Raw genomic sequence first — 11,659 nt, 5'->3', positions numbered from 1 at the left:
CGGCATCCCGTCGGCGGCACCCGGGTGTCCATCGACGGCAGCAGTTTTGAGAGGAGCGGCCGCTCCTCCTCGGTCAACTCCGGCCCGCGTCTCTCGCTCGACAGCGCGGACCCGGTGGGTCAGGGTCGACATCCCGCAGTCCGTGAATGAGTGTCGCCTGTGTCTCGTGTCAGTCTCGCCGTCCTCGCCGCCTGCCTCGTTTCCGCCTCAGGAGCCATCGCACAGGAAGGCCGGATCGATCCTGACCGGCTGAACGCCGCCGTCGCAGTGCTGGCCGGCGACGATCTGGAAGGCCGCGCCCCGACCACGGCGGGCGAGGAGCGGTCGGTGACCTGGATCGCCGACCAGTTCCGCGCCCTCGGCCTCGAACCCGCAGGCGACGGCGGGACGTATTTCCAGACCGTGCCGATCAACCGCTTCGTCCAGCACGGGCCGGCGGTGATCACGGCCAAGGCGGGCGGGGAGACGATCACGCTCCAGCGCGGCGCGGAGATCATCGCCAACAGCCATCGCCCTCAGCCCCACATCACCATCGCCGATGCCCCGGTCGTCTTCGTCGGCTACGGGGTGAACGCGCCGGAGCGCGGCTGGGACGACTTCAAGGGCGTCGATGTGCGCGGCAAGGTCGTCCTGATGTTGGTCAACGACCCGGACTTCGAGGTTGCGCCTGACAGCCCCACGGCGAACCGTTTCGACGGCCAGGGCATGACCTGGTACGGACGTTGGGTCTACAAGTTCGAGGAGGCGGCCCGGCGCGGGGCGGCGGCCGTCTTCGTGATCCACGAGACGGCGGGCGCCGGCTATCCGTGGAACACCCTGCAGAACTCCTCGACCGCGCCCGGCCTCGACATCGTCCGCGCTGATCCCGAGCGTGAGCGGGTGCAGGCCCAGGGCTGGATCCAGCAGGACCAGGCGGCGCGGCTGATGACAGCGGCGGGCCTCGACTATGCGACTCTGAAGACAGCGGCCCAGTCATCGGACTTCCGCCCGGTGGCGCTGGAGGGGGTGACGATGTCCCTCGACCTTGGCCAGACCTTCAGTCGCCTGACCACTCGCAACGTCGCTGCGCGTCTGCCGGGAAGGCGCTATCCGGGCGAGACTGTCCTGTACGGGGCCCACTGGGACGCCTATGGCCGCGCCGTCGCCAATGCGGCGGGCGATGACATCTATAACGGTGCCGTGGACAACGCCACGGGCGTGGCTGCGGTGCTTGAGCTGGCCCGGCTCTACGCCGAGGCCCCGCGCACCGACCGGTCGGTCCTGTTCGTGTCCTGGGCGGCGGAGGAGGCGGGGCTGCTCGGCGCCTACTACTATGCGGCGCATCCGCTGGTTCCGCTGGAGACCACGGTGGTCAACATCAATATGGACAGCCTGCTTCCCGGCCCGGCGTCGTCCGAGATCGTCGTTATCGGCTTCGGCAAGACCGACGCCCAGAACCGGCTGGCCGATCTGGCGTCGGAGGAGGGGCGGTCCCTGATCCCCGATCCGGCCCCCCAGGTCGGCGCCTTCTATCGCTCGGACCATTTCCCGCTGGCGAAGATGGGCGTCCCGGCCCTGTTCGCTGCGGCCGGTTTCACCGGCGCCTCGGACGCCAGCCGCGCCTATGTCCGCGACCGCTATCACCAGCCGACCGACGAATGGTCCTCCGACTGGTCCATGGAAGGCGCGGCCCAGGACGTGCAACTGCTTTACCGGGTCGGCCGCGATCTGGCGAACGGGCGCGACTGGCCGGCCTGGACGCCGGGAAACGAATTCGAAGGCGTGCGACAAGCCAGCGCGGCTTCACGACAGGAATGAGGGAGACGGATGGAGGAGAGAGGCTCTTGCCTCGAACCGAAACCCCGCGGGCAGGGTTGGTGTGGCGGCTGCCCGCCAGAAAAATGGTGGATGCTGCAGGGATTGAACCTGCGACCCCCTCGGTGTGAACGAGGTGCTCTCCCGCTGAGCTAAGCATCCATCTCGGGCCCCGAAAGCGAAGTGCCAAAGCGGGGAGGCGCGGACATAGCCCGCTCCCCGATCAGAGGCAAGCCTCAGATGCCGGCCGCCCGCACGCCCTCCGGCGTCTCCGCGTCCGGGTCCCCCGGCAGCCAGGCGACATGCCCGTTGTAGATCCCCTCGTTCAGGATGCCCTCTTCCCTGGCGACAAGCACGGGGACCAGCATCTGACCGGTGACGTTGGTCGCGGTGCGCATCATGTCGATGATCCGGTCGATGGCGACGATATAGCCGATCCCCTCCAGCGGCAGGCCGGCGGTGGACAGGGTCAGGGTCAGCATGACGATCGATGTGCCCGGCACACCGGCCGTGCCCAGCGATCCCAGCACCGCCGTCAGCCCGATCAGGACATACTGGGTGATCGACAGCTCGATCTGGAAATACTGGGCGATGAAGATGGCCGCGATGGCCGGATAGATGGCACCGCAGCCGTCCATCTTGACGCTGGCGCCCAGGGGCACGGCGAAGGCGGCATAGGCCTGGGGCACGCCGAGCCGCTCCACGGTCTGGCGCAGGGTGATGGGCAATGTGCCCAGTGACGAGGAGGTCGCGAACGCCGTCTGCTGGGCCGCGAAGGCACCGCGGAAGAAGGCCGTCGCCTTCAGTCCGTGCAGTTTCAGCAGGCCCGAATAGACGATCAGGATGTGGAACAGGCAGGCCGCATAGATGGCGATGATGAACTTGCCGAGCGGCAAGAGCGCCTCCCAGCCATAGCCGCCGACGACCGATCCGATCAGGCCGAACACGCCGAAGGGCGTCAGCTGGATCACCCAGCGGGCGATGCGGAACACGATGGCCGCGCCCTCGTCGACGAACCGCCGCGCCGTCTGGGCCCGGTCGCCCAGCGCCACCAGCGCCGCCCCGACGAGCGCCGAGAAGAAGATGATCTGCAACACCTTGCCCTCGGCCAGGGCCGCGAACGGATTGGTCGGGACGATGCCGATCAGCACGTCCAGCGGAGTCGGAATCTCGCGCTCGCGCACCTCGCCCAGCGGCAGGTCGGCCAGCCCCATGCCCGGATTGATCAGATGCCCGAAGGCGAACCCGACCAGCACGGCCAGCAAGGAGGTAATGGCGAACCACATTATGGTCCGCGCCCCCAGCCGGATCGCACCCGCGCCTTCGCCCAGTTTGGCGATAGAGCTGGCGATGGTGAACAGCACCAGGGGCGCGACGACCATCCGGATCAGGTTCAGATAGATGTCGCCGATCGGCTGGAGCCAGACCTCGGCCTGCTCCCTCAGGATCAATCCGGCGACGATGCCGAGCGCGAACCCTGCGGCAGTGCGCTGCCACAGGGGAACGGCGAAGAAACGAGCGAGCATGACGGCGACTTTCGGGGATGAGCCCGCAACATGTTCGCCGCCGGTCGGGATCGCAACGCGGAAGGGGCTCAGGAGTTCTGCTTGCGGGTTTAGATTTTCTTCCCTCGCCCGGACGGAGAGGGGTCAATGACCCACGTTCGGCATCCCGTACACTGCAGGATCGTCTCCGCGCCGTTCCGCCTCGCCGAGCGCCGGATCGAGGCATCGCGCGCGGCGTTCGACGCGGCCAGGGCGGATCAGGGCACTCCGAAGCTCGAGGTCGGCTAGCCGATCAGTTGGGCGACGGCGACCAGGGTCAGGATGAATGCACTGGTCAGCGCCACGCGGTTGTGACGATGCAGGTAGGCGAGAATTTCTCCGAACACAGGCTTCTCCTTTTCGGGAGGGGAAGCTTCGCATCAAGGTCTGAAGATCGGGTTAGGCTGCGCGTCTTGCCTCAGACTGCCGCCAGCGCCCGCGTCACATAGTGCTCGACCACGATCATATCGACGGCCTCCTCGATGTCCTCGAAGGCGTCGACGATGATGTCGGGCTCCAGATCCTCCATCGTGATCGGCGTATAGCCGAAGGTCACGCCGATGGACGGCACGCCGGCATCCTTTGCACAGCCGATGTCCGGGGCCGCGTCGCCGACCATGATGGCGCGCCCGGGATCGCCGCCGACCGATTTCACAGCCTCGATCAGATGCGCGCCGGACGGTTTCCTCGCACTGACCCGATCCGGTCCGACGATCGCGGCGAAATGGCGGGTCAGGTCGATCCTGCCCAGCAGAAGTTCCGACAGGTCCGAACGCTTGTTGGTCACGACGACCAGGGTCGCACCACGCGCCGCCAGGGTCTCCAGCGTCTCGACCACGCCCTCGAACGGGGCGGAGTGGTCGGCGATATGCTCGATGTAGTCGGCAATGAAGGCGTCGAACAGGGCGGGTGCGTTCGCCTGTTCAACCGGCGCTCCGGCCAGTTCGAAGCCGTGCGTCAGCAGGGCGCGGGCCCCGCCGCCGATCAACTCCCGCGCGCTCTCCATCGGTGCCGGCGGCAGGCCCTTCAGCACCAGCATCCGGTTCAGGGTCCCGACCAGATCTTCATGCGTCTCGACCAGGGTGCCGTCGAGATCGAAGGCCAGGGTCCAGCCTTCAAGGTCGCGTTCGATCATCAGTCGTCTCCCGTCGGCCGTCCCGATGGGCTAGACCACGGCGCGTGACTAGACCCCGGACCGATTCATGACCACACCCCATCCAAGAGCCGCCATCATCCTCGCCGCCGGCCAGGGGACGCGGATGAAGTCGCCCCTGCCCAAGGTGCTGCACCCGGTCGGCCATCGCGCCATGCTGGATCACGCCATCGACGCGGCCGAGGCCCTGCACTGCGAGCGGATCGTCGTCGTCGTCGGTGCCCACTCTCCGGAGGTCCGCGCCCATGTCGTCGCGCGGCTCGGGGAGGACGCCGTCGCCGTTCAGGACCCGCCAATGGGCACCGGGCACGCCGTCCGCGCCGCCGAGGCCGTGCTGGGCGACTTCATCGGCCAGGTGGTGGTCACCTATGGCGACGTGCCCCTGCTGCGCGCCGCCGACATCGAGGCGGTGTTCCAGACGCACGACGGCGTCACCGTCATCGGCTTCGAGGCCGCCGATCCCGGTGCCTATGGCCGTCTGGTCGTGGAGGGCGACACCCTGGCCGCCATCACCGAGGCCAGGGAGGCGTCGGCTGAGGTTCTGGCCATAACCACCTGTAATTCCGGCGTCATGGCCGCACCCGTGGGCCTGCTCTTCTCCCTCCTGGCCGAGGTCCGGAACGACAACGCCAAGGGCGAATACTATCTGACCGACGTGGTCGAACTGGCCCGCAAGCGCGGCGAACCGACCCGGGTGACCATGGCGTCGGAGGACTCGGTCATGGGGGTCAACGCCCAGTCCGAACTGGCCCAGGCCGAGGCCCTGTTCCAGAAGGTCCAGCGCGAAACCTTCCTCGCCGCCGGCGTCACCATGTCGGCACCCGACACGGTCCATTTCGCCTGGGACACCCGGGTCGGGGCCGGATCAATCATTGAACCCTTCGTCGTCTTCGGCCCGGGTGCGACCATCGCCGAACGGGCCCGCGTCCGCAGCTTCAGCCATATCGAGGGTGCGACGATCGCCTCCGGCGCCGAGGTCGGACCCTATGCCCGCCTGCGTTCCGGCGCGGACCTGGGCGAGGATGTGAAGGTCGGCAACTTCGTCGAGGTGAAGAACGTCCGCATGGAGAAGGGTGCCAAGGCCAGCCACCTGTCCTATCTCGGCGACGGTTCGGTTGGGGCGGGCGCCAACATCGGCGCGGGCACGATCTTCTGCAACTACGACGGCTTCAACAAGGCGAAGACGGTGGTGGGCGAGGGGGCTTTCGTCGGCTCCAATTCATCGCTGGTCGCGCCGGTCACCATCGGCGCCGGCGCCATCGTCGGCTCGGGCTCGGTGATCGTCGAGGACGTCCCCGCCGAGGCCCTCGCCCTGGCGCGCGCGCGTCAGGTCAACAAGGACGGCGCCGGCGCGGCCTTCCGCGACAAGGCCAAGGCGAAGAAGGAGAGCAGATCATGATCCCTCTCCCGGCGGGAGAGGGCTTGAGGCTCGCAGAGCGCAGCGATGCGTCCAGCCGAAAGGGTGAGGGGTTCGCCCTCACCGGTTGGCCTCTACCCCTCACCCTTTCGCGCAAGACCGATCGCTGCGCTCTCGGGCGCTCAAGCCCTCTCCCCACGGGAGAGGGACGATGAGCGCAGACCTCCAGAAACAGATCGCCGGTGAGGCCGCCGCTCTCCGCGTCGAGGCCGGGATGGTCGTTGGCCTGGGCACCGGCTCCACCGCCGCCTGGTTCGTCAAGGCCCTGGCGGCGCGGAATCTGAGCGGCCTGCGCTGCGTCCCGACCTCGGAGAGGACGGCCGATCTGTCCCGCGAGCTGGGCCTGCCGCTCACGACCCTGGACGACGTGTCCCGCATCGACCTGACCGTCGACGGGGCCGATGAGGTCGGGCCGGGCCTGGCCCTGATCAAGGGCGGCGGGGCGGCCCTGCTGCGCGAGAAACTGGTGTGGGAGGCCTCGGACCACTGCATCGTCATCGCCGACGCGGCCAAGGTCGTGCCGGTTCTGGGCACCTTCCCCCTGCCGATCGAGGTCGTCGCCTTCGGCCACAAGGCCACGGCCAACCGCATCATGGATGTCCTGGTCGATCACGACATCGCCATGCCCGCCCGCCTGCGTCAGGCGGACCGGGGCGTGGTCCGCACCGACGGCGGCAATCTGATCTATGACGTGAACTGCGGGGCCATCCACGACCCTGTCCGGCTCGCCGACGACCTGAAGCTGATCACCGGCGTGGTCGAGCACGGCCTGTTCCTCGACCTCGCCGACGAGGCGATTATCGGCACGGACGCCGGGGTGGAGATCAGGCTGCCCTGACCTCCACGCCGCGCGGAACCTAGTCTTCGGCGCTGTTCAGACGGGAGTGGGCGCGATGGATCGAACTGGCGATCTCGCTGTTGGCGGCCCGCGTGTTCAGCCGGGTGCGCTGCGCCTGATACAGGCCTTCGAGATAGGCCAGATCCCACTGCGTCAGACCCTCGGCCGTGTCCGGCGACTCGAACACGTTCAGGACCGAAGCGTAGTCGCGGGTGTCCGCCTCCGGATCGATCTGGGCAAACACGACCATCGAGACGTAGTCTGCCAGCTGCCGGGGCGAGACATTGGCGACCTGGTCCACATCCACCACCACGATGGTGCGCAGGATGCGGTCGACGATCTGGGTCGTCAGACGCGAGGCGAAGGCGACCCGGACAACGGGGGCGTAGTCTTCCGGCCCGCTACAGGAGCCTAAGCACTCGCCGGGGATCCGCGTGGCGATCGCCCCGGTCTCCGCGTCGACCGGTGCGCTGAGGGTCCACCAGCGCACCGGCGCATCCGAGGTCTGGAACTGTTCGAAGGCGCGACTGCCGCGATCCATGCCCGATCCGCCCATGCGGAACATCCGACGGCGGTTCTCGGTCAGGGCCACGGTCGTCGCGTCCGCGTTGTCCGCGACGACGATCATGACATTGGGCCTACAGCCCGGCGCGCCGACGTCCAGGCCGATGTCATCGGCGACGGTCGAGACGCGGTCGATCATATAGTGGGCCGCCTCGCTGCTGAGGTTGACCGTGCCGACGCAGACCCGACCCTGCCAGCGGGCCAGGCTGCGCCGATTGGCGGGCGCAGCGACCTCGTTGACGAAGGTGTTGATCAGGGTGTCCAGCGGCCGGCCCGTGACCTCGATGTCCTCCAGCCGGACAGGCTCGCCCGTCTGGGCGACTTGTGGCGCGACCTGGATCGGTCGGTTCGACGTGTTGGCGTCGCCCTCGAGCGACAGTGTGGCCATGACGGCCAGGGCTGCGAGCGTAAGCATGACGGTGTCTCTCCTGAACAGGTCCCGGAGATGACGCTAACACTGATCTGTGGTTGTTCAACTGCGACCGATTCAACGCGCTTGCCGTGGCCGGAAAGCGACAGGTGCGACCCGCGAAGAGCGCGTTCCGGAGGCCCCGACGCCGGCCCGTTCGAGCCCTGCCATCGCGGCAGGACGGGGAGGGAGCCCCGAGGCCTCGAGCTGAAGCGGTTGGGGCGCTTGTCCCGAGTGTCAGCGGCGCCTAAATCCACCCGCCGACGCCGCCAGCGACGTCCGGCCCCTCCGGACGCTTCGGACGCTTCGGACGGTGTTTTCCGTCCGCTTCGAGATCGCCATGGCCGACTACGACTACGACCTCTTCGTTATCGGCGCCGGATCCGGCGGGGTGCGCGCCGCGCGTCTGGCGGGGCTGGGCGGCAAGAAGGTCGCTATCGCGGAGGAGCACCGCGTCGGCGGGACCTGCGTGATCCGGGGCTGCGTGCCCAAGAAATTCATGGTCATGGCCTCTGACTTCGCCCACCAGTTCGAGACGGCCGAGGGCTATGGCTGGACGGTGGAGGCCAGTTTCGACTGGCCGAAATTCATCCAGTCCAAGGATGTCGAGATCGCCCGCCTGTCCGGCATCTACGTCGCCAACCTCGGCAAGGCCGGGGTCGAACTGATCCACGGCCGCGCCGTCCTCAAGGACGCCCACACCGTCGAGATCCTAAAAAAGGGCGAGGGGGGAAAGAACCAGACGATCACCGCCGAACGCATTCTGATCGCCACCGGTGGCCGGCCCTGGATGCCGGACAACCTGCCGGGCATCGAACATGCGATCACCTCTGAAGGAGCATTCCACCTGCCGGAGTTGCCGAAGCGCATTCTGATCGCAGGCGGCGGCTATATCGCGGTCGAGTTCGCCGGCATCTTCGCCGGGCTGGGTGTCGAGACGACCCTGATCTATCGCGGTCCGAACATCCTGCGCGGCTTCGACGACGACGTGCGCGCCCATCTGGCCGGAGAGATCGAGAAGCGCGGCATCAAGGTCATCCTCGGCTGCCAGCACTCGGAGATCAGAAAGACCGCGACCGGCCTCGTGAACGTGCTTGAGAACGGCATGGAGATCGAGACCGACGTGGTCATGTTCGCCACCGGCCGCGTCCCGCACGTTGTGGACCTGGGTCTGGAGGCCGCCGGCGTAGAGTTGAACGAGAAGGGTGCGATCAAGGTCGATACCCTGTCGAAGACGACCGCCGACACGATCTGGGCCATCGGCGACGTCACGGACCGGATGAACCTGACCCCCGTCGCCATCCGCGAGGCGGTCGCCTTCCACGAGACCGTCTATCGCGACAATCCTCAGCATTTCGACTACGAGGCCGTCGCCACCGCGGTCTTCTCCCAGCCGCCGGTCGGCACGGTCGGCCTGTCGGAAAACGAGGCGCGTCACACCTGCTCCAAGGGCGTCGACGTCTACGTCACCCGCTTCCGGCCGATGAAATACGCCTTCGCCGGCTCGGACGAACGGGTGCTGATGAAGCTGGTCGTCGATGCCGACACCGACCGCGTCGTGGGCGTCCACATCGTCGGGCCAGAGGCTCCGGAGATGATCCAGCTGGCCGCCATCGCCGTGAAGGCCGGACTGACCAAGGCCCAGTGGGACGCCACCTGCGCCGTCCATCCGACCATGGCTGAGGAGCTGGTGACCCTGAAGGTCAAGCAGCCGCAGGAAACGAGCGCCGGCTGATTTGTTGTCTCGCAAGCGCGAGAAGCCTATCCTGACACCATGACCAAGCGCTGGACCCCTGAATCCTGGAGACAGAAACCCATCGTGCACATGCCGATGGACTATCCCGACGCCCTCGCCCTCGCCGCCGTCGAGGACGAGCTGCGCGCCCTGCCGCCGCTCGTGTTCGCGGGCGAGGCCCGCAGCCTGACCGCCAAACTGGCCCAGGTCGAACGCGGCGACGCCTTCCTGCTTCAGGGCGGCGACTGCGCCGAGAGCTTCAAGGAGTTCTCGACCGACAACATCCGCGACACCTTCCGCCTGATCCTGCAGATGGCCGTGGTCCTGACCTTCGCGGGCCGCAAGCCCGTGGTTAAGGTCGGCCGCATCGCCGGCCAGTTCGCCAAGCCGCGCTCATCGCCGGTAGAAGAGATCGACGGCGTCGAACTGCCGTCCTACCGCGGCGACAACATCAACGGCTCGGCCTTCACGCCTGAGGAGCGGATTCCCGATCCCCAGCGTCTCCTCAAGGCCTACAACCAGTCGGCCTCGACGCTGAACCTGCTGCGCGCCTTCGCCGGCGGCGGCTATGCCGACCTCTACAACATCCATCGCTGGACCCAGGGCTTCGCCGACGGCGGCGTGGGGGCCCAGTATCGCGAACTGGCGGAGAAGATCGCCGAGGCCCTGGCCTTCATGGAGGCGGTCGGCGTCACGCCCGAGACCCATCCCGACCTGAGCCGCGTCGAGGTCTTCACCTCACACGAGGCCCTGCTGCTGAACGTCGAAAGCGCCCTGACGCGTCTGGACGGCGGTTCCGGCGAATGGTTCGACACCTCGGCCCACATGCTGTGGATCGGCGAGCGCACCCGTCAGCTGGACGGCGCCCACGTCGAGTTCATGCGCGGCATCAAGAACCCGATCGGCGTGAAGTGCGGCCCGACCATGGAGCCGGACGACCTGCTGCCGCTGATCGACGCCCTGAACCCGGAAAACATCCCGGGCCGTCTGACCATCATCGGCCGTTTCGGCCACGACAAGGTTCATGACCGCCTGCCGCGGCTGATGAAGGCCGCCCGGGCCCACGGCAAGAAGGTCATCTGGTCGATCGACCCCATGCACGGCAACACCCTGAAGGCCTCCAACGGCTACAAGACCCGGCCGTTCGACCGCATCCTGGGCGAGGTGAAGGGCTTCATCGAGGTGGCCGAACACGAGGGCGTCCACCCCGGCGGCGTCCATCTGGAGATGACCGGCCAGAACGTCACCGAATGCCTGGGCGGGGCCCAGGCGGTGTCCGAGGACGACCTGTCGAGCCGTTACCACACCCACTGCGACCCGCGCCTCAACGCCGACCAGGCGCTTGAGCTGGCCTTCCTGGTGGCCGAGCGTCTCAAGTCCGGTCGCCTGAACAAGTCGAAGGCGGCGTGACGGCCGCCGCGATCGGCAGACCCCCGGGCGACCACCGGGGAGGGCGAACCGCCTTCCAGGGCGCGCCCGGCGCCTTCAGCCATGAGGCCTGTGTCGAGCTGCGCCCCTGGGATGTGCACGTGCCGTTCGCCACCTTCGCCGAGGCGATCACGGCTGTGAAATCAGGCGACTGCGACTGCGCCCTGATTCCGGTCGAGAACTCGACCATCGGCGTCGTGGAGCCCGCCGCCACCCTCGTGGCCGAGGCCGGACTGTTCGTTGTCAGCGATGCCTGGCGACCCATCCGTATGGCGCTGATGGCCGTCGAAGGCACGGCGATCGAGCAGATTCGGACTGTGGCCAGTCATCCCGTCGCGCTCCGCCAGTGCGCCCGGACCCTGGCTGAGATGGGCGTCGAGATCGTCGAGGTCTTCGACACAGCGGGGGCCGCTCGCGAGGTGGCCGGGTTGGGCGATCGCAGTCGCGCCGCGATCGCGCCGGTGGCCGCCGCCGAGGTCTATGGACTGACGGTTCTGCGCAACGATCTTCAGGATTCCGACGACAATCGCACGCGATTTGTTCTCCTGGCCCGCGAGCCGGGTTGACGCCGCACGATCGTTGCGTGTCTTAAGGGCCGACGGATCGCCACCGATCCGAACAACCGGTTCGACCCATGTCCCCGCTGCGCGCTTCGCTTTCGACCCTTTCGCTCCGTTCGCGCGTGGCTGCCTGCTATTTTGGCACCTATTTTTACGGCTTTCGATACGCCGGCTGAGGCCTCGAGCGACCCCCGCTCCTGACAGCCTCGCCGGCGAC

General features: G+C 67.6%; 10 protein-coding genes and 1 tRNA gene. 7 read left to right on the top strand and 4 right to left on the bottom strand.

The window, feature by feature from the left end; all coding sequences use genetic code 11:
* Positions 1-159 precede the first annotated feature (159 nt).
* Positions 160-1,797, top strand: coding sequence for a M28 family peptidase (locus ACW18A_RS08530; RefSeq protein WP_492021300.1), 1,638 nt, complete (start codon positions 160-162; stop codon positions 1,795-1,797).
* An 84-nt stretch (positions 1,798-1,881) separates the two neighbouring features.
* On the opposite strand, the gene ACW18A_RS08525 is transcribed toward ACW18A_RS08530, so the two are convergent.
* Together ACW18A_RS08525 and ACW18A_RS08520 are read right to left on the bottom strand one after the other, a co-directional pair.
* A tRNA-Val gene (locus tag ACW18A_RS08525) sits at positions 1,882-1,956 on the bottom strand.
* Positions 1,957-2,030: 74 nt separating this feature from the next.
* Positions 2,031-3,320 (bottom strand): dicarboxylate/amino acid:cation symporter, encoded by a 1,290-nt coding sequence (locus ACW18A_RS08520; protein ID WP_492021299.1) that lies wholly within the window; start codon positions 3,318-3,320, stop codon positions 2,031-2,033.
* Positions 3,321-3,446: 126 nt separating this feature from the next.
* On the opposite strand from ACW18A_RS08520, the gene ACW18A_RS08515 reads away from it, so the two are divergent.
* Positions 3,447-3,587 carry a hypothetical protein gene (locus ACW18A_RS08515; RefSeq protein WP_492021298.1) on the top strand — a complete coding sequence of 47 codons (141 nt, stop codon included), beginning with the start codon at positions 3,447-3,449 and terminating at the stop codon, positions 3,585-3,587.
* A gap of 169 nt (positions 3,588-3,756) precedes the next feature.
* Here ACW18A_RS08515 and ACW18A_RS08510 read toward each other — a convergent pair whose 3' ends face one another.
* Entirely contained in the window at positions 3,757-4,473 is a 717-nt protein-coding gene (locus ACW18A_RS08510) for an HAD-IA family hydrolase (protein ID WP_492021296.1), read from the bottom strand.
* Between the two features lie 67 nt (positions 4,474-4,540).
* Here ACW18A_RS08510 and glmU point away from each other — a divergent pair, with 67 nt between their 5' ends.
* On the top strand, positions 4,541-5,890 hold the full coding sequence (gene glmU, locus ACW18A_RS08505; RefSeq protein ID WP_492021295.1) for a bifunctional UDP-N-acetylglucosamine diphosphorylase/glucosamine-1-phosphate N-acetyltransferase GlmU: 1,350 nt from the start codon (positions 4,541-4,543) through the stop codon (positions 5,888-5,890).
* 169 nt (positions 5,891-6,059) lie between these two features.
* Positions 6,060-6,746, top strand: a complete 687-nt coding sequence (gene rpiA, locus ACW18A_RS08500; RefSeq protein ID WP_492021294.1) for a ribose-5-phosphate isomerase RpiA — start codon at positions 6,060-6,062, stop codon at positions 6,744-6,746.
* Positions 6,747-6,765: 19 nt separating this feature from the next.
* Here rpiA and ACW18A_RS08495 read toward each other — a convergent pair whose 3' ends face one another.
* Positions 6,766-7,725, bottom strand: coding sequence for a hypothetical protein (locus ACW18A_RS08495; RefSeq protein WP_492021293.1), 960 nt, complete (start codon positions 7,723-7,725; stop codon positions 6,766-6,768).
* 334 nt (positions 7,726-8,059) lie between these two features.
* Here ACW18A_RS08495 and gor point away from each other — a divergent pair, with 334 nt between their 5' ends.
* From gor to ACW18A_RS08480, 3 genes are read left to right on the top strand one after another with little or no spacing between them, the layout of a single operon-like run.
* Positions 8,060-9,454 (top strand): glutathione-disulfide reductase, encoded by a 1,395-nt coding sequence (gene gor / locus ACW18A_RS08490; RefSeq protein ID WP_492024372.1) that lies wholly within the window; start codon positions 8,060-8,062, stop codon positions 9,452-9,454.
* A 39-nt stretch (positions 9,455-9,493) separates the two neighbouring features.
* A complete protein-coding gene (locus ACW18A_RS08485; protein WP_492021292.1) occupies positions 9,494-10,864 on the top strand; it encodes a class II 3-deoxy-7-phosphoheptulonate synthase in 1,371 nt (456 codons plus the stop codon).
* Positions 10,861-11,448 (top strand): prephenate dehydratase domain-containing protein, encoded by a 588-nt coding sequence (locus ACW18A_RS08480; protein ID WP_492021291.1) that lies wholly within the window; start codon positions 10,861-10,863, stop codon positions 11,446-11,448. Before ACW18A_RS08485 ends, ACW18A_RS08480 begins: the two co-directional genes overlap by 4 nt.
* Positions 11,449-11,659 lie beyond the last annotated feature (211 nt).

Source organism: Brevundimonas sp. AVps5 (assembly GCF_058681515.1).
The sequence above is the reverse complement of the archived record's forward strand: the minus strand, read 5'-3'. Positions and strand labels throughout refer to the sequence as shown.

Bases quoted from the DNA above. Each gene is read 5' to 3' on its own strand.
- ACW18A_RS08485 (WP_492021292.1), top strand. From the start codon at position 9,494: ATGACCAAGCGCTGGACCCCTGAATCCTGGAGACAGAAACCCATCGTG.
- gor (WP_492024372.1), top strand. From the start codon at position 8,060: ATGGCCGACTACGACTACGACCTCTTCGTTATCGGCGCCGGATCCGGC.
- glmU (WP_492021295.1), top strand. From the start codon at position 4,541: ATGACCACACCCCATCCAAGAGCCGCCATCATCCTCGCCGCCGGCCAG.
- ACW18A_RS08495 (WP_492021293.1), bottom strand. From the start codon at position 7,725: ATGCTTACGCTCGCAGCCCTGGCCGTCATGGCCACACTGTCGCTCGAG.
- ACW18A_RS08520 (WP_492021299.1), bottom strand. From the start codon at position 3,320: ATGCTCGCTCGTTTCTTCGCCGTTCCCCTGTGGCAGCGCACTGCCGCA.
- ACW18A_RS08510 (WP_492021296.1), bottom strand. From the start codon at position 4,473: ATGATCGAACGCGACCTTGAAGGCTGGACCCTGGCCTTCGATCTCGAC.
- ACW18A_RS08515 (WP_492021298.1), top strand. From the start codon at position 3,447: ATGACCCACGTTCGGCATCCCGTACACTGCAGGATCGTCTCCGCGCCG.
- rpiA (WP_492021294.1), top strand. From the start codon at position 6,060: ATGAGCGCAGACCTCCAGAAACAGATCGCCGGTGAGGCCGCCGCTCTC.